This is a genomic window from Salinigranum rubrum, assembly GCF_002906575.1.
Lineage (GTDB): Archaea > Halobacteriota > Halobacteria > Halobacteriales > Haloferacaceae > Salinigranum > Salinigranum rubrum.
This window is the reverse complement of sequence record NZ_CP026309.1, coordinates 2,349,857-2,364,888: the sequence shown is the minus strand read 5'-3', so window position 1 is coordinate 2,364,888 and position 15,032 is coordinate 2,349,857. Positions and strand designations below refer to the sequence as shown.

Here is a 15,032-nt window from a genome sequence, read left to right as displayed (position 1 = left end):
CTCGCTCTCACGCGCCGACCGCACTGAGGCGGTGGCGCGACGGTCGCGGTCTTCGCGTTGCTCACCGGCAGCGTGTGTCGGCTCCCGACGGAGACGGCACCCACCGAATCGACTCCCGCACCCCTTCACTCCCGGACGCAAACGCGTAACTTCTATACCACCCCGGTACCCAGCCACACAGGAGCATGAGTAAGTATCACAGTCGAGGCCTCGTCGAGGACTTCGGCCGGTGGCGGGAGTTCTCCGCCGGGATGTGGGCCTGGGTGTTCCACAAGTTCACGGGCTGGGTGCTCGTGGGATACCTCTTCACCCACATCGCGGTCCTCTCGACCGCGCTATCGGGTGACGCGGCGTACACCAACACCATCCAGGCGCTGGAGAGCCTCCTCGTCGTTCGCATCCTCGAAGTGGGGCTCCTCGCGGTGGCGGTGTTCCACATCCTCAACGGGTTGCGTCTGCTCCTCGTCGACCTCGGCGTCGGGCTGGAGGCACAGGACAAGAGCTTCTACGCGTCGCTCGTTCTGACGGGCGCCATCGTCGTCGCGAGCGTGCCGACGTTCATGGCAGGGGTGTTCTGAGATGGCGGAACGCTACTCCTCGTTCAAGCCGGGCGGTCGGCGGTGGCTCTGGCAGCGCATCACGGCGGCGTTCCTCGTCATCGTGTTGGCCTTCCACTTCTTCCTGCTTCACTTCGTCAACCACGCCGACGAGGTGACGTTCGCCATGTCCTCCGCGCGGATGGAACAGCTCTCGTACTACTCGTTGATGGTCCTGTTCCTCGTGACGGCGACGTTCCACGGGGTCAACGGCGTCTACAACGCGCTCGTGAACCAGGGCCTCACGGGCACGAAACTTCAGGTCGTGAAGGGCGCGCTCGTGCTCGCCAGCGCGGTGCTCGTCATCCAGGGCATCCGCACGGCGAACGCGTGGGCGGGCTTCCCGACGTTCTAACACCATGAGTACGCAAGTCCCAGAGACCCAGGAAGCGGAACCGGAAGCCGAAGAACAGGCACCCTCGAAGGGCGACCAGCGCCGTGCCGAGCGCCGTCGCAAGGCAGCAGCGCGAGAACAGGAGCGGCAGGAGGAGGCGGCCGAGCGCGCGAAGGAGGCCGAGGACACCGTCGAGCTGAAGGTGTTCCGGTACGACCCCGAAGTCCCCGAGAAGGAGAAGCCGCGGTTCGACTCGTTCCACGTCCCCTTCGAGAAGGGGATGACGGTGCTCGACGCGCTGATGTACGCGCGGGACACCTACGACTCCTCGCTCACCTTCCGACACTCCTGCCGGCAGGCCATCTGTGGCTCCGACGCGCTGTTCGTCAACGGTCGACAGCGGCTGGGGTGTAAGACCCAGCTTTCGGACCTGGACGAGCCGGTTCGCGTCGAGCCGCTCCCCCACCAGGAGGTCGTGAAGGACCTCGTCGTGGACATGGAGCACTTCTACGACCAGATGGAGGCCGTCGAGCCGTACTTCCAGACGAACGAACTCCCCGACGGCGAACTGGACGAGCAGCGCCAGACGAGAGAGAACCGCGAGAAGATCAAGATGTCCACGCGGTGTATCTGGTGCGGCGCGTGTATGTCCTCGTGCAACATCGCGGCCGGCGACAACCAGTACCTCGGCCCGGCGGCGATCAACAAGGCGTACCGCTTCGCGATGGACGAACGGGAGGGCGAGGACATCAAACAGCAACGGCTCGAGATAATCGAGCAGGAACACGGCGTCTGGCGGTGTCAGACGCAGTTCTCCTGTACGGAGGTGTGCCCGAAGGACATCCCCCTCACCGAGCACATCCAGGAGCTCAAACGCGAGGCGGTCAAGAACAACCTGAAGTTCTGGTGAAGGCGGGGACGGGGGCGGAAACGCTCAAGTCAACCCAGTCCTAACCGCCATCCACGGACGAGCTTTAAAAAGGAACGCGGACACTCGCGGACACACGGACACTCATACAATGTACGAACACGACGTTATCGTGGTCGGCGCGGGCGGTGCGGGCCTGCGTGCGGCCATCGCAGCACAGGAAGAAGGAGCCGACGTGGCCATCGTCACGAAGCTCCACCCGGTCAGGAGCCACACGGGTGCGGCCGAAGGCGGCATCAACGCCGCCCTCCGCGAGGGCGACTCGTGGAAGGACCACGCCTACGACACGATGAAGGGCTCGGACTACCTGGGGGACGCCCCCGCAGTCGAGACCCTCTGTAAGGAGAGCCCCAGGGAGACGATGCAGCTCGAACACTGGGGGATGGCCTTCTCGCGCGACGAGGACGGCCGCGTCTCCCAGCGACCGTTCGGCGGCCTCTCGTTCCCGCGGACCACCTACGCCGGTGCCGAAACCGGCCACCAGTTGCTCCACACGATGTACGAGCAACTGGTCAAGCGCGGCATCGAGGTGTACGACGAGTGGTACGCCACCCGTCTCGCCGTGAGCGACGAGGAGCGGCCCGAAGACCGGAGGTGTCACGGCGTCGTCGCCTACGACATCCAGTCGGGCGAAATCGCCGGCTTCCGCGCCCGCAAGGGCGTCGTCCTCGCCACCGGCGGACCCGGGCAGGTGTACGACCACACCACCAACGCCGTCTCCAACACGGGGGACGGCGTGGCGATGGCCTACCGCGCCGGCGCACCCATCGAGGACATGGAGTTCATCCAGTTCCACCCCACGACGCTTCCCTCCACGGGCGTGCTCATCTCGGAGGGGGTCCGCGGCGAGGGTGGTATCCTCTACAACGAGAACGGCGAGCGGTTCATGTACGAACACGGCTACGCGAACAACGCCGGCGAACTCGCCTCCCGGGACGTCGTCTCCCGGGCCGAGTTGACCGAGGTGAACCAGGGTCGCGGTATCGAGGACGAGTACGTCCACCTCGACATGCGCCACCTCGGCGAGGAGCGCATCATCGACCGACTGGAGAACATCCTCCACCTCGCGGAGGACTTCGAGGGCGTCGACGGCCTCGAAGAGCCGATGCCGGTCAAGCCCGGCCAGCACTACGCGATGGGCGGGGTCGAGACGGACGAGAACGGCGAGACCTGTATCACGGGCCTGTACGCCGCCGGGGAGTGCGCCTGCGCCTCCGTCCACGGTGCCAACCGACTGGGCGGCAACGCGCTGCCCGAACTCATCGTCTTCGGCAAGCGCGCCGGCCAGCACGCCGCCGGTCGTGACCTCGGTACGGCGCGCATCGAGACTGGCAAGCGCGGCGAGTACGAGGTCGGCGAAGTCGACACGCCGGTCCAGCCGGGCGAGGTCGGCGGGCCGGGCGACGTCGCCGCCGACGGCGGTACCGCTCCGGACGGTGGAGCGACGGCCGAACTCACCCCCGACGAGTGCGTCGAACGGGCGGTCACGGACGAGCGGACCCGCGTCGACGCGCTGATGTCGCGGGAGGGCACGAACCACGCGACCATCCGCGCGAAGGTGCAGAAGTCCATGACGCGGTTCGTCAACGTCTTCCGCGAGGAGGACGGTCTCAAGCAGGCGCTCCGCGACATCCGCGAGGCTCGCGAGGCGTACCAGGACGTCGCCGTCTCCGACCCGTCGCGGACGTTCAACACGGACCTCATCCAGACCATCGAGACGCGGAACATCCTCGATCTGGCCGAAGCCATCACCCTCGGCGCGCTCGTCCGCGACGAGTTCCGCGGCGCTCACTGGCGGGCCGAACACCAAGAGCGCAAGGACGAGAACTGGCTGAAGCACACGATGCTCTCGTGGAACGAGGGCACGCCCGAGGTGTGGTTCCGTCCCGTCATCCTCGAGGGCGAGGACAAGACGTACGAGCCGAAGATCCGGAGCTACTGAACGCGCTCGCGCTCTCGTCCGCGTTCCCCCCGCTTCTTTCTCGCGTCCCGTCGTCACGTCGTCCCCACCGGCCCCGTCGGTCGTTCCCGCGCGCTCGCTACCCTGCCCCGCCGCCCCGCCATCAACGAGTATTTGCTTCCGCCCCGACTACGAGTGGGTGGAAGGGTGGCTCAGTGGTAGAGCACACCGGGTCCGACACCTGTCGCCCGGTGAATTTGGCTTCGCGTGGTTCGACTCCCGCCCCTTCCACTTCTCTCTCGCCGCTCCGCCGCGTGACCGGTCGTTCTTTCCCTTCATTTCGACGATCGTTGAATCAGGGTTTTAGTATCGTCGAATCCTACCGGTCGAGCGATGTCCACGCAGTCGACACCCATCGAGGTTCCACCGGACGTGCAGTCGCCGCGGGCGAAACTCGTCTATCTCGCGCTCGGGTGGGCGGGGCGGCCACCGTCGAAGAACTGCAGGCCGCGCTGTCGATGACGAAGTTGGCGTTGTACGGCGTCCTTCGGACGCTCACCGAACGGGGACTCGTGAGAGAAGTGGAGGGGCGGTACGCGATCAGTTCGTGTTTCTCGGAGAACGGGCCTTCCTGACGTCCGCGCCGTCGCGGACCATGTCTTCACAACTCGGGCAGACGCGAGGGTTCTCGACACCATCGGGGGTGAAGACGCGAGCATACGCGGGGGTGACGAAAGAACCGCAGTTCTGGCACTCCGGCATAACGTGACGGAAATATGAGACACGTATTATAAACTTTTCCCCGGTTGTCAGACGCGGGGCAGACACCGGGGGTGGGCGGACACCCGTGTGTCAGAGGAAACTGAGGACGACGCCCACGAGGATGAGGACGAATACGAGCACCGAGACGACGAGGAAGAACAGGTCTGCACCGTCCATGCGTTGAGTTACGTTCGATGACACATAAATCCCGTCGCCGCTTTCCCTTCGTCGTGCTCCCTCGCGTTCGCTCACACCCCGTCGGCGAGACACGCCCGGACGTGGAGGTACGCCGAGAGCGTCTGAAGCGCCACGGCACACAGGAGCGCGACGATGGCGACGAAGCCGACGGTGACGCCGAGCGTCGAGGGCTCGAACGGGTTCCCGCCGCCGGCGGCGAGGAACGCGCTCAGGAGGTCCCGACCGCCGAACCCCAGGAGGACGAGCGCGTACGTCGAGGCGGTCGCGAGGCCCCCCGTGCCGAACCCGAGCATCGAACAGAGGCTCTCGAACGTCACCAGTTCGCGGGCCTGTCGCTCGTCGAGCGGACCGCGTTCGACTCGGACGTACTCGACGAGCGCGTGGCCGACGCCGGTGCCGGCGACGAAGACGACTGCGACGAGGGCGACGAACGCGAGTTTCGGGCTGCTCGATGCGACCGTCGGGAGGTACGTCCGTCGGACGGCAGTGGGGAGGACGGAGAGGACGGGGAGGAGGCCGGCGAGCGCGAAGAGCAGGTAGCTCTGCCAGGCGAGTTTGCGGTCGATGGGCTGTACGAAGTAGCTGAGCTGTCGGGCGCGGAGCCGTTCGTACGGGGAGTCGCTCAGGAGTTTCTCGGCGATGGGGTCGTCGAACGACACGGGACATCGTCGGCCGTTTTCCCGTATAACGGTATCGTCCCGAGTGTGCAGTTCTGATACCGTGAACTGTCGGACGCGCCAGAGTGTTTGAGGCGACCGGTCACCGGCGCGTCGATGGTCGTGACACGCGGTCTCTCGAATCGTCTCTCGGCGTCGCACGGCCCGCGCCGTTCGTACAACGTTTAAGCCAGCGCCACCCATTCCACCGGACGAGCATGTGTGGTGTCCGTCGCGCCGGCGTCTTTCTCCTCGTCACGCTCGCGGTCGTCGGCGTCGTCGCGGGCGCTGCCGGCGCAACGGAGCACGCACCGGCCCCTGGAGCAGCGCAACTCGGCGACGAGGGAATCGAGCCCGACGGCGTCCTGTTGCGCGCGGATCTGCGCTCGAACGGCGACGCCCGCTGGACGGTCGAGTACCGGGTGCGGTTGAACGACGAGAACACCACGGCGGCGTTCGAGTCGCTCCGGACGGACGTCGAGGCCAACGAGACGGCGTACACGTCGACGTTCGCGGAGCGGATGGGTGCGACGGCCCGGGCGGCCGAGAACGCGACCGGTCGGGAGATGCGGGTGGAGAACGTCTCGGTCCGCGCGACGCGCCAACAGCTCCCGCAGGAGTACGGCGTCGTCACCTACCGGTTCGACTGGACGGGCTTCGCCGTCGCGAGCGGGGAGACCCTCGAAGCCGGGGACGCGCTCGCGGGGCTGTTCCTCGACCGCCAGACCACGTTCGTCGTGGCGTGGCCCGACGGGTACGCGACGACGGCCGTCCAGCCGACCCCGGACGAACGGCGCGACGACGCCGTGGTGTGGATCGGACCGACGGACTTCGCCGACGGGGAGCCGGTCGTCTCCCTGTCGCCGACAGCCTCGGAAGCCGAGGGGGGCGGAAGCGCGACCGGTGCGACCGGCGGCAACGGTGACGGCGGCGACGGGGAGGGCGGAGACGACACCACCGACGGCGGACCGTCGGTGCTCGTCGTCGCTGGCGGGGCGCTTCTCCTCGTGATTGCTGTGCTCGGGGTCGTGCTGTGGCGGCGCTCACAGGAGACGAGTCGCGCAGATAGCGATGCCGACAGTGGCTCCGTCCCCCCGGCCGGGAGCGGGGACGGTTCCGAGGCGGCTGCGGAGGCGACGGCGACCGGTGCCGAGAGCGTCGACGCCGACACGGGAGACGACGGGACCGTCGAAGCCGCCGAGGACGCTGGACCCGCCGAGGCCGAGGCTGACGAGGGCACTCCCGATCCCTGGGAGGACGAACTCCTCAGCAACGAGGAACGGGTGCTGGCGCTTCTCGAACACAACGCTGGTCGGATGAAACAGCAGGCGGTCGCCGCCGAACTCGACTGGTCGGACGCGAAGACGAGTCAGGTCATCGGGAAGCTCCGCGACGCAGAGGAGATCGAAACGTTCCGAATCGGGCGGGAGAACGTGGTCGCCCTCCCCGGAAGCGGCCTCTCGTGACGAGTCGGAACCGCCCGACTGCACGGCGGTGAACCCGCGTGAATCGGGGTTAATTCGGCGTGACGATTGTGGACGTATAAGGAGAGTCCGTTCGAAGAGGAAGAGGAGATGAGACGAATCGGGGCCGTACTCGTGGTCGTCCTCACCGTGCTCGCCGGAGTCGCGCTCCCGGTGGTCGGGACGGGGACGGCGTCGACGGCTGGTGTCGGCGGGGAGACGACCCTGGGGCAGACCGAGTCGCCCGACGCGACCAACGGGACGGCAGCGGCCGCACCCGGCACCCGACTGGCCGGCTCGGTCGGGGTGCAGGGCGCAGAACTCGGCGGCGAACTCGAGACTCGGTCGTTTAACCACCAGTTTAACGGCTCTAGCTCGGACGCGTCGAAGGCACAGGTCGTCGCTCGCCAGGCGAACCAGAGTCGAGACCGACTGGCGGCGCTCCGGACCCAGAAAGCACAACTCGAGACGGCCCGTGAGAACGGGACGATCAGCGAGAGCGAGTACCGAATCCGGGCGGCGCAGTTGAGCGCGCGGACGACCGCCCTCCGGCACGTGACCGACCGGACCGCACAGCGGGCACGAACGCTCCCGGCGGAGACGCTCAGACGGAACGGGGTGAACGTGACCGCGCTCGAGACGCTCCGGACGGAGGCCGACGAACTCACCGGACCGGAGGTCGCCGCCATCGCGCGGACCCTCGCGGGACCGAGCGCGACACGAGGGAGCGGCTTCGGACCGCCGGAGAACACCAGTACGGGTGGCCCCGACTCGTCGGGTCCGCCCGCCGACCCGCCCGGACAGAGCGAGTCCCGCGCGAACGACTCGAACGGATCCCGCGGACAGGGACAAGAACAGGGACAGGGAGCGACTGGCACCGACCAGTCGGGGAACGAAACGTCGACCGCCCCGGGCGAGCGAAACGAGTCCGCCGGCGAGTCGGGACAGAACCCCGGTGAGGGGAACGGCCCTGGTGAGGGGAACGGCCCCGGTGGCAACGACAACGGCAACAACGGCAACGCCGGTGGCAACAGCGGTGAGAACCCCGGTGGCAACGGTTCCACGAACGCGACGGAACCGGGTCGTTCCGGGTCCCGTGGTGGTGGGAACTGAGCCACCCCCGCTCGCGGCCGCTCTGTCAACGGCACGAAACATGTCCAAAATCGTGTCACTCTGCCTCTCAGATACAATTATACCCCCGCCTCCCGTATCAAACACCGATGCAGTCTGCGTTCGCAGTGGTCGCACTCCCCGTTGGACTCGTCCTCGTGGCGGTGAGTGTGGTCACTGCGGCGCTGTACACCCCGTACACGACATCGCGCATCGACACCACCATCACGGCGTTCATCGGCGTGACGCTGCAACTCGGGAGCCTCGTCGCGACGTCGTCGACCGTTCTCTTCGTCTTCGGGACGCTGGAGATAGCCGGCCTCGCCGTTCCGCTGCTCGTCCAGGTCGTCCTCGCGTACGCGGCGAGCCACCTGACGATATACGTCGCCTGCCTCAAGGTCACCGAACTCCAGGAGCGTCCGCTGGATCCGGACGTCGTGTTACAGTCGGGGCCCCTCCGGTTCGTCTCACGGCGCGCTGGCTCCGGTGAAACGACCACCGAGAACTCGTGAACGGGAGACGGCGTCAGACGCACGTCTGTCACAAAGTATTTACTTGCGTCGTCGGTACGTGTGGGTAGACCGAGGAGGTCCAGCGGCAGACTGCGGGTAGGGGTACACGCATCTGACGCTGACTCCCGGCGCATTATCGAGGCACTAACTCCCGAGAGAGCCATCAGACTCCCCGGACGCTCACGACGATAGATACTTCTCGGAATACCTCATAATCGATCATGGGGGAGACACATGAGTACGACACCACTCGTTCACTGCCCAGGCTGTGGCTGGACCGGCGACGCGCTCGAACTGGACGACACTCACGGCGGTCCGAACTGCCCGACCTGCGGCGACCGGGTCAGAATCCGCTGAGACGTCACGTCCTGGAACGACGGCGGTGAACGACGGAGCCGCCGTCGCCGCGCCGCGGACAGCCGCTCGCCTGTCCGGAAGCGCGAACCGCAGAGCCGAGCACACACCGGCCGTCAGCGGCGACGACGTTTTTTCCGGCGCCGCCCTCTAGTCACCGGTATGGTACGTGTCCGCACCCTCCTGACCACCCTCCTCGTCGCCCTCCTCCTCGTGGGAACGGTCGCCGCCGTGTCGAGTCCCCGAACGCAACCGGCCGACACGAGCCCGCCGGTCCGCGTCTTCGTCGGTGAGACGCTCGACGTTTCGGCCGTGCAGTTGACCGGTGGTGGGACCGTCGGTTCGGGGTCCGTGACGCTCGTCGGCGTCGCGGGCGACGCCGAGGGCACGAGCGAGTCGGTCGACGCGACGGACGCCGACTTCGGCGGCTTCGAGACCGGCGGCTACGACGTCGCCGCCGACGGCGACGACCGCGCGGAGTTCGTCGTCGCCGAACCGCGCGTGACGAGCGTCGTCGTCCGGAACCAAAACGGCGCGAACGTGACCAACGGCTGGGAGCCGACGGGTGAAGACCTCACCGTGACCGTCGAGTACAACTTCGCCGATGCCGACCGTCTCGACCTGACCGTCGAGAGCCCGGACGGTCTGGACGTTACGTCGCGGGTCACCGCCATCGACCGTATCACTCGGAGCGGGGGGAGCGTCACCCTGGACCTCTCGGACGAGCCGGTGGGGACGTTCGAGATTACGGTCGAAGGGAGCGACCTCGACCAGGCTACGCGGACGGTGACCGTCCGGACGGGCCCACGCGGGACGGCGACACCGCTCCCGACGGCCACGCCGACGCCCGAGCCGTCGACCCCGACCCCGACCGACACCCCGACGGCGACGGTCACGGGCCCGCTGACCGAGCGACCGACGGAGACACCCACGGAGACGACGTCGCCGCCGACACCCACGGCGACGGAGACGACGACCCCGACCCCGACCGAGTCGCCGACGCCTCCGGAGACGACCGCCACGTCGACACCGGGGTTCGGGCCGGGCGTCGCGCTGGTCGCGCTGGTGGTGTCCTTCGTGGTCCTCGGACGGCGCCGATGAGGTCGTAACCGCCCGCGGCGATGGAGCGCCGGAGACGGGGATCGATCACAGCCGTTCCGCCCGGTGTTCTCGTCGGCGTCCGGTTCGAAACAGCCTGAGACCGCTCGACACACTCGCTACTCGGCAGGGAGGTCGGCCGGCCGCCACCTGCCGGACTGCTTGCACCACCGACGACAGGACAGAAAGCACTTACCACCCTGTCCAAATGGACTGGGTATGAAAGGGTACGAACCCTCCAACCAGCTCTGTCCGGTCTGCCGCGCGACCCTCCTCGCGAGCGTCACCACCGAAGGTGAACTGGTCTGTCCGAACTGCGAAGACTGGCAACGCAAGGCGGCCAGAGTCGAGTAAGCGCGCGTCGTACGCGCCGCTCGAACCGCGAGGACAGGGTGGCGCGCCCGCGTCAGACACGTCCGCGTCCGGCCGTCCCATGGGCCGGCACCGACTCGAAAGACGCCCGCTACCGGCGGGTTCGTTACACTCGTCTGAACTCTCTCGCTCGCGCACCCTGAATTCTCAAGGGACACCCCCGCGGGTTCTCATCCCAGATATCCGGGACCGAGGTATTATGTACGGCGGTGGGTCTGCCCAGCCATACCCGCGCTATGAGAGACGTTCGCAACCCCACCGTCCACGTCCCGCTGTCGACCGACATCGACCCTGTCTTCCACAGCACGGATCGATGCCCCCGGCTTCCGACCGCGACCGAGGTGGTGAGCCGACTGGCCGCCCGACGGCAGGGACTGACGGAGTGTACCGACTGTTACGAACACCGACGCCGGTCACAGGAACGCGCGCTCGCGGTCGACCTCTCGTCGACCCCGACCGCGTCGCTGTCGGCGTCGTCCGAGTCGGGCTTTTCGGGGTTCAGAATCGAGTGACTCATCGGTGAATGAACCTGTTGTATTGTAGTGTCGGTGCTTGTCAGCTAGGAACTCTAAAACATGATAGGCCGGGGACGGGATATCGAACCGGAGCGAGACGGTCACCTCGCTTCGCTCGGTGCTGCGTCTCGCAGGGTTCGAATCCCTCTGTCGGCAATCGGTCCTCGCTGTCGCCCGGACAGAAGAGCCAGGGACGGGATTCGAACCCGTGAAGTCTCGATTACAAGTCGAGTGCATGAACCGCCCATGCTCCCCTGGCGCGGGTGCGACTTACCCGTCCTCCTTTGAGTGTGTATCGCTTTGGGCCGATTTCTCCAGTTCCACGCGGTGGGGTCGGTAGCCGTGTCGCTCGTAGAAGCGCCGCGCGTCGGCGTTGGTCGCCATCGCTTCGAGCGCGAAGGCGTCGGCGCCGAACTCCACCAATCCCTCCTCCGCTCGCACGAGGAGCGCGCTTCCGATGCCCTCCCCACGCCGGTCCGGGGCGACGAAGAGGTCGTGAACGATGCCGCGGGTGACCGTCTGCGCGTAGTCGCCCTGTTCGAGTCCGAACATGGCGAACCCGACGAGGACTCGGTCCTCCTCGTCGTCACCCTCCCCCGTCGCCCGCGCGACGACCACCCCGTCGCCGACGACGTGCTGAGCGAGCGACTCCCGAATCGTGGTCCTGTTCTCGTCGGCAAGCAGGTGCGAGTCGTACGTCCGCTGACCGCGCGCGAGACTGACCCACAGGTCGGCGAGTGCGTCCACGTCCGCGAGGACTGCGGATTCGATGGAGACCTCCGGGTGTTCAGAGGACATAATCGCACATTGAATCCCCGATAGTTGGATATTCCGACGAATACACACAACGTCAAGCCTCGATAATTATCACGGGTTGACAAATTTGGTCCTGGGAAGAAAGGTTTATGCGTGTTTCACGACCGCACACCCATGAGGACAGTTATCATCATGGGCATCGCTGATACCTATTCCCGCGGCCGAAAGATCGCGATCGAGCGCCCCGGAGTGCTCCTGGTCGCGTTGGTCGCCGTTGTGCTGGTCGCCGACCTCGCTCGGCAGTTCAGCACCGGCGACGTACAGGTCCACGACATCGGGTCACTCGTCTGGGACGGCCTGATGCGTGGACTCGTCATCGGTCTCGCCGGAATCGGTCTGTCGATGACGTACAGCATTCTGAACTTCGCGAACTTTTCACACGGTGATTACATCACCGCCGGCGCGTTCTCCGGGTGGGCGACGACGTACCTCATCGCCGGCCTCGCCCGTCCCAACGCCGACCTCGGGTCGCTCCTGTTGGTCGGTGCGGGCGGGTCGGTGTTCGGCGGTGCGCTGGGTATCGGCGTGTTGGGGACGCCGCTGGCCGTGGTTCTCGGCCTCGTGATCGCCGGCGCGTTCACCATCGTGCTCTCGCTCGGCGTCGACCGGTTCATCTACAAACCGATCCGCGACGAGGACGGCATCACGCTCCTCATCACCAGTATCGGCGTCGCGTTCGCGCTCCGGTACCTGATGCAGTTCGTCTTCGGCTCCGACGTTCGGGGGACGACGGCGCAGCCGCCACAGATCGGGCCGTACCTCTGGGACGGCCAGGTGTTCATCTCGGCGCACGACATCGCCTTGGTCGTCGTCGCCGGCGGCCTGATGCTCGGCGTCCACGTCCTCTTGCAGACGACGAAGCTCGGGAAGGCGATGCGTGCGATGGCCGACAACGAGGACCTCGCGCGTATCACGGGCATTCCGACCGAACGGGTCGTCCGCTCGGTGTGGATCATCGGCGGCGGACTCACCGGGGTCGCCGGCTACATGTTCGTCCTCTGGAAGGGGACGCTCGGGTTCAACGACGGCTGGCTCCTCTTACTTCTCATCTTCGCGGCGGTCATCCTCGGCGGCATCGGCTCCATCTACGGCGCCATCGCCGGCGGACTGGTCATCGGCCTCACCGCGTCGCTGTCGGTCATCTGGATCCCCTCCGCGTTCGCACGCGCGGCGGCGTTCCTCGTCATGATCGTCATCCTGCTCGTCAAGCCACAGGGCATCTTCGCCGGGAGGTCCACCGCATGAGCGTCGACGTCGACCGGTTCACCGAGCGCATCCCGGGCGGCGACGCGGGACTCATCGTCCTCCTGCTCGCCGTGCTCTACGCCGCGTACATCGTCAGCGGCGTCATCCTCGGCTTCTCCCTGCGGGGACAGTTGAACTCGCTCGCCGTCTTGACCTTCTTCATCGGCGTCTTCGCCATGCTGGCGCTCGCGCTGAACCTCCACTGGGGGTACACCGGGCTGTTCAACATCGGCATCGTCGGGTTCATGGCGGTCGGTATCTACGTCATGGCGTTGGTCTCGAAGCCCCTCTACGAGCCCGGTAGCGCCGCTCAGGTCGGCGGACTCGGCCTCCCGCTCATCGTCGGTATCATCGCGGGGATGGTCGCCTCCGCCCTCCTGGGCCTGGTCGTCGCGCTTCCCGCGCTCAGACTTCGGGCGGACTACCTCGCCATCGTCACCATCGCGATGTCGGAGATCGTCCGATTCTCGTTCCTCTCCTCGCAGTTCCAGCAGTTCCAGCTCTTCGGCAGACGAGTGGGCTTCGGCGGCGGCTCCGGCGTCATCCTCAACTACACGGACCCGCTCCAGGCGTTCTTCGAGGCGTTCGGCCTCTGGGGTGCCTATCAGGGGCTCATCGAAGCGTCGACGGCGATCATCCCGACCAATCCGAAGCCGGTCATCGACGGCCTCGTCTACGGGGCGATGTTGCTGTTCTTCGTCGCCGTGTACTTCTGGCTCCTGAAGCGCACGGGTGAGTCCCCCTTCGGTCGCGTCCTCAAGGCGATCCGCGAGGACGAGGACGTCGCCAACTCGCTCGGCAAGGACACCAACGGCTTCAAGATCAAGTCGTTCATGCTCGGCTGTGCGCTCATGGGGCTGGCGGGCATCCTCTGGTTCATGACTCAGGGTGCGGTGACGCCGAACACCTTCAGACCGAGGATCACGTTCTTCGTCTGGATCGCGCTCATCATCGGCGGCGCCGGCTCGAACACCGGGAGCATCGTCGGCGGCGCGATGTTCGCGGCCCTCCTCTATCAGGGTCCGCGCTACCTCAAGAACGTCATCGAGGAGATCCTCCCCACCGCGAGCGCGCCGAGTTCGTTCGGGCCGGCCATCTCGCCGCTCCTCTCGGAGGCCGACCCCTTGCCGTTCATCTTCTACACGCTCGACAGCGTCCGCCAGCTCCAACTCGTCATCATGGGACTCGTGCTCGTCTGGCTGATGCACAACCGTCCCGACGGACTGCTCGGCCACCGCAAGGAGACGGCGGCGAGCATCGACCTGACGGCACGGCGGGGCCGTGCCGTCGCGGCGGACGGAGGTGACGAGGATGAGTGAAGCAACCGACACTGGCGGCGGACAGGGTGCGCCCGACGACGTGGAGACGGGCGCGGAGGCGCTCTCGGCGACGAGCGACGTCGGCATCGAACACGAGTACCCGCTCCGGGTCGAGGGGCTGGAGAAGTCCTTCGGCGGCATCACGGCGGTCGACGGGGCGACGTTCCAGGTCGAACAGGGCTCGTTGACGGGGCTCATCGGGCCGAACGGCGCCGGCAAGTCGACCACGTTCAACCTCATCACGGGCATGTACCGCCCCGACGCGGGCAGTGTGACGTTCAACGGCGAGGACATCACCGGCATGGAGCCGTACACCATCGCCAACCGCGGCCTCGTCCGGACGTTCCAGATCGCTCGCGAACTCAAGGACATGACCGTCCTCGAGAACATGATGCTCGCCCCGAAGGGACAGGTCGGCGAGAGCCTCTGGCGCTCTGTCACCCCCGGCGTCCGCGGGCAGGTCATCGAACAGGAGGAGCAGTTGCTCGAACGGGCGTGGGAGACGCTCGAGTTCTTCGAGATCGATCACATCGCCGAGGAGTACGCCGGGAACCTCTCGGGCGGTCAGCGGAAGCTGCTGGAGATGGCGCGCGCGCTCCTCACCGACCCGGACATGCTCCTCCTCGACGAGCCGTTCGCCGGCGTCAACCCCTCGCTGGAGAAACGGCTCCTCGAACACATCCACGAACTCCGCGAGCAGGGGTACACGTTCCTGCTCGTCGAGCACGACATGGACCTCATCATGAACAACTGTGAACACGTCATCGTCCTCCACCAGGGGACGGTGCTCACGGAGGGAACGCCGGCCGATATCAAGTCGAACGAGGAAGTCATCGAGGCGTACCTCGGGGGAA

At 66.6% G+C, this 15,032-nt stretch carries 19 protein-coding genes, 2 tRNA genes and 1 pseudogene; 17 read left to right on the top strand and 5 right to left on the bottom strand.

Annotated features, from left to right (window positions below; translation table 11 throughout):
• The first annotated feature begins 185 nt into the window (after positions 1 to 185).
• From sdhC to C2R22_RS11620, 7 genes are all read left to right on the top strand, one after another.
• A complete protein-coding gene (sdhC, locus tag C2R22_RS11645; RefSeq protein WP_103425905.1) occupies positions 186 to 578 on the top strand; it encodes a succinate dehydrogenase, cytochrome b556 subunit in 393 nt (130 codons plus the stop codon).
• A gap of 1 nt (position 579) precedes the next feature.
• Positions 580 to 951 (top strand): succinate dehydrogenase hydrophobic membrane anchor subunit, encoded by a 372-nt coding sequence (locus C2R22_RS11640; protein ID WP_103425904.1) that lies wholly within the window; start codon positions 580 to 582, stop codon positions 949 to 951.
• A 4-nt stretch (positions 952 to 955) separates the two neighbouring features.
• Positions 956 to 1,840, top strand: a complete 885-nt coding sequence (locus C2R22_RS11635) for a succinate dehydrogenase/fumarate reductase iron-sulfur subunit (RefSeq protein WP_103425903.1) — start codon at positions 956 to 958, stop codon at positions 1,838 to 1,840.
• 109 nt (positions 1,841 to 1,949) lie between these two features.
• A complete protein-coding gene (locus C2R22_RS11630; protein ID WP_103425902.1) occupies positions 1,950 to 3,800 on the top strand; it encodes an FAD-binding protein in 1,851 nt (616 codons plus the stop codon).
• Between the two features lie 159 nt (positions 3,801 to 3,959).
• Positions 3,960 to 4,049, top strand: a tRNA-Arg gene (locus C2R22_RS11625).
• Positions 4,050 to 4,151: 102 nt separating this feature from the next.
• Positions 4,152 to 4,280, top strand: a complete 129-nt coding sequence (locus C2R22_RS26965; RefSeq protein ID WP_281259235.1) for a hypothetical protein — start codon at positions 4,152 to 4,154, stop codon at positions 4,278 to 4,280.
• Positions 4,232 to 4,393: a hypothetical protein gene (locus C2R22_RS11620; protein WP_245903052.1), complete on the top strand. Its 162-nt coding sequence runs from the start codon at positions 4,232 to 4,234 to the stop codon at positions 4,391 to 4,393. The genes C2R22_RS26965 and C2R22_RS11620 overlap by 49 nt, the downstream gene beginning before the upstream one ends.
• Here the strand turns inward: C2R22_RS11620 and C2R22_RS27665 are convergent.
• The 3 genes from C2R22_RS27665 to C2R22_RS11615 all read right to left on the bottom strand — a co-directional run bounded on the left by C2R22_RS27665 (position 4,359) and on the right by C2R22_RS11615 (position 5,377).
• Positions 4,359 to 4,520 (bottom strand): DUF7563 family protein, encoded by a 162-nt coding sequence (locus tag C2R22_RS27665; protein ID WP_449329024.1) that lies wholly within the window; start codon positions 4,518 to 4,520, stop codon positions 4,359 to 4,361. The two genes, C2R22_RS11620 and C2R22_RS27665, sit on opposite strands and share 35 nt — an antisense overlap.
• Before the next feature lie 90 nt (positions 4,521 to 4,610).
• The gene (locus tag C2R22_RS25055; RefSeq protein ID WP_162562466.1) at positions 4,611 to 4,772 is read right to left on the bottom strand and encodes a hypothetical protein; all 162 of its coding nucleotides are present in this window, start codon (positions 4,770 to 4,772) and stop codon (positions 4,611 to 4,613) included.
• Positions 4,769 to 5,377 (bottom strand): hypothetical protein, encoded by a 609-nt coding sequence (locus C2R22_RS11615; protein WP_103425901.1) that lies wholly within the window; start codon positions 5,375 to 5,377, stop codon positions 4,769 to 4,771. The genes C2R22_RS25055 and C2R22_RS11615 overlap by 4 nt, the downstream gene beginning before the upstream one ends.
• Before the next feature lie 215 nt (positions 5,378 to 5,592).
• Here C2R22_RS11615 and C2R22_RS11610 point away from each other — a divergent pair, with 215 nt between their 5' ends.
• From C2R22_RS11610 to C2R22_RS11590, 7 genes are all read left to right on the top strand, one after another.
• Entirely contained in the window at positions 5,593 to 6,840 is a 1,248-nt protein-coding gene (locus C2R22_RS11610) for a DUF7345 domain-containing protein (RefSeq protein WP_103425900.1), read from the top strand.
• A 108-nt stretch (positions 6,841 to 6,948) separates the two neighbouring features.
• Positions 6,949 to 7,950 carry a hypothetical protein gene (locus C2R22_RS11605; protein ID WP_162562465.1) on the top strand — a complete coding sequence of 334 codons (1,002 nt, stop codon included), beginning with the start codon at positions 6,949 to 6,951 and terminating at the stop codon, positions 7,948 to 7,950.
• 107 nt (positions 7,951 to 8,057) lie between these two features.
• Positions 8,058 to 8,459: a hypothetical protein gene (locus C2R22_RS11600; RefSeq protein ID WP_103425898.1), complete on the top strand. Its 402-nt coding sequence runs from the start codon at positions 8,058 to 8,060 to the stop codon at positions 8,457 to 8,459.
• A gap of 234 nt (positions 8,460 to 8,693) precedes the next feature.
• Entirely contained in the window at positions 8,694 to 8,816 is a 123-nt protein-coding gene (locus C2R22_RS26960) for a hypothetical protein (protein ID WP_281259234.1), read from the top strand.
• A gap of 159 nt (positions 8,817 to 8,975) precedes the next feature.
• Positions 8,976 to 9,914 (top strand): PGF-CTERM sorting domain-containing protein, encoded by a 939-nt coding sequence (locus tag C2R22_RS25880; RefSeq protein ID WP_216824722.1) that lies wholly within the window; start codon positions 8,976 to 8,978, stop codon positions 9,912 to 9,914.
• Positions 9,915 to 10,130: 216 nt separating this feature from the next.
• The gene (locus C2R22_RS25875) at positions 10,131 to 10,265 is read left to right on the top strand and encodes a Trm112 family protein (protein WP_216824721.1); all 135 of its coding nucleotides are present in this window, start codon (positions 10,131 to 10,133) and stop codon (positions 10,263 to 10,265) included.
• Positions 10,266 to 10,519: 254 nt separating this feature from the next.
• The gene (locus C2R22_RS11590; RefSeq protein WP_103425897.1) at positions 10,520 to 10,795 is read left to right on the top strand and encodes a hypothetical protein; all 276 of its coding nucleotides are present in this window, start codon (positions 10,520 to 10,522) and stop codon (positions 10,793 to 10,795) included.
• A gap of 188 nt (positions 10,796 to 10,983) precedes the next feature.
• On the opposite strand, the gene C2R22_RS11585 is transcribed toward C2R22_RS11590, so the two are convergent.
• Both C2R22_RS11585 and C2R22_RS11580 read right to left on the bottom strand, forming a co-directional pair.
• Positions 10,984 to 11,057: transfer RNA gene (locus C2R22_RS11585), tRNA-Thr, on the bottom strand.
• A gap of 11 nt (positions 11,058 to 11,068) precedes the next feature.
• Positions 11,069 to 11,596: a GNAT family N-acetyltransferase gene (locus C2R22_RS11580; RefSeq protein ID WP_103425896.1), complete on the bottom strand. Its 528-nt coding sequence runs from the start codon at positions 11,594 to 11,596 to the stop codon at positions 11,069 to 11,071.
• A 318-nt stretch (positions 11,597 to 11,914) separates the two neighbouring features.
• Here C2R22_RS11580 and C2R22_RS11575 point away from each other — a divergent pair, with 318 nt between their 5' ends.
• The 3 genes and pseudogenes from C2R22_RS11575 to C2R22_RS11565 all read left to right on the top strand — a co-directional run.
• On the top strand, positions 11,915 to 12,859 hold the full coding sequence (locus C2R22_RS11575; RefSeq protein ID WP_245903013.1) for a branched-chain amino acid ABC transporter permease: 945 nt from the start codon (positions 11,915 to 11,917) through the stop codon (positions 12,857 to 12,859).
• Positions 12,856 to 14,178 carry a branched-chain amino acid ABC transporter permease gene (locus tag C2R22_RS11570; RefSeq protein WP_103425894.1) on the top strand — a complete coding sequence of 441 codons (1,323 nt, stop codon included), beginning with the start codon at positions 12,856 to 12,858 and terminating at the stop codon, positions 14,176 to 14,178. Before C2R22_RS11575 ends, C2R22_RS11570 begins: the two co-directional genes overlap by 4 nt.
• Positions 14,171 to 15,031 (top strand): annotated as a pseudogene (locus C2R22_RS11565) (ABC transporter ATP-binding protein); the annotation flags it as partial. The gene C2R22_RS11570 and the pseudogene C2R22_RS11565, both read left to right, overlap by 8 nt.
• Between the last annotated feature and the right edge of the window lies 1 nt (position 15,032).

What these genes read in the sequence shown, in the direction of transcription:
- C2R22_RS11575 (WP_245903013.1), top strand. Translation starts at nt 11,915, where the DNA reads ATGCGTGGACTCGTCATCGGTCTCGCCGGAATCGGTCTGTCGATGACG.
- C2R22_RS25880 (WP_216824722.1), top strand. Translation starts at nt 8,976, where the DNA reads ATGGTACGTGTCCGCACCCTCCTGACCACCCTCCTCGTCGCCCTCCTC.
- C2R22_RS26960 (WP_281259234.1), top strand. Translation starts at nt 8,694, where the DNA reads ATGAGTACGACACCACTCGTTCACTGCCCAGGCTGTGGCTGGACCGGC.
- C2R22_RS27665 (WP_449329024.1), bottom strand. Translation starts at nt 4,520, where the DNA reads ATGCCGGAGTGCCAGAACTGCGGTTCTTTCGTCACCCCCGCGTATGCT.
- C2R22_RS11605 (WP_162562465.1), top strand. Translation starts at nt 6,949, where the DNA reads ATGAGACGAATCGGGGCCGTACTCGTGGTCGTCCTCACCGTGCTCGCC.
- C2R22_RS11610 (WP_103425900.1), top strand. Translation starts at nt 5,593, where the DNA reads ATGTGTGGTGTCCGTCGCGCCGGCGTCTTTCTCCTCGTCACGCTCGCG.
- C2R22_RS11635 (WP_103425903.1), top strand. Translation starts at nt 956, where the DNA reads ATGAGTACGCAAGTCCCAGAGACCCAGGAAGCGGAACCGGAAGCCGAA.
- C2R22_RS11600 (WP_103425898.1), top strand. Translation starts at nt 8,058, where the DNA reads ATGCAGTCTGCGTTCGCAGTGGTCGCACTCCCCGTTGGACTCGTCCTC.
- C2R22_RS11630 (WP_103425902.1), top strand. Translation starts at nt 1,950, where the DNA reads ATGTACGAACACGACGTTATCGTGGTCGGCGCGGGCGGTGCGGGCCTG.
- C2R22_RS11640 (WP_103425904.1), top strand. Translation starts at nt 580, where the DNA reads ATGGCGGAACGCTACTCCTCGTTCAAGCCGGGCGGTCGGCGGTGGCTC.
- C2R22_RS26965 (WP_281259235.1), top strand. Translation starts at nt 4,152, where the DNA reads ATGTCCACGCAGTCGACACCCATCGAGGTTCCACCGGACGTGCAGTCG.
- C2R22_RS25875 (WP_216824721.1), top strand. Translation starts at nt 10,131, where the DNA reads ATGAAAGGGTACGAACCCTCCAACCAGCTCTGTCCGGTCTGCCGCGCG.
- C2R22_RS11590 (WP_103425897.1), top strand. Translation starts at nt 10,520, where the DNA reads ATGAGAGACGTTCGCAACCCCACCGTCCACGTCCCGCTGTCGACCGAC.
- C2R22_RS11570 (WP_103425894.1), top strand. Translation starts at nt 12,856, where the DNA reads ATGAGCGTCGACGTCGACCGGTTCACCGAGCGCATCCCGGGCGGCGAC.
- sdhC (WP_103425905.1), top strand. Translation starts at nt 186, where the DNA reads ATGAGTAAGTATCACAGTCGAGGCCTCGTCGAGGACTTCGGCCGGTGG.
- C2R22_RS11580 (WP_103425896.1), bottom strand. Translation starts at nt 11,596, where the DNA reads ATGTCCTCTGAACACCCGGAGGTCTCCATCGAATCCGCAGTCCTCGCG.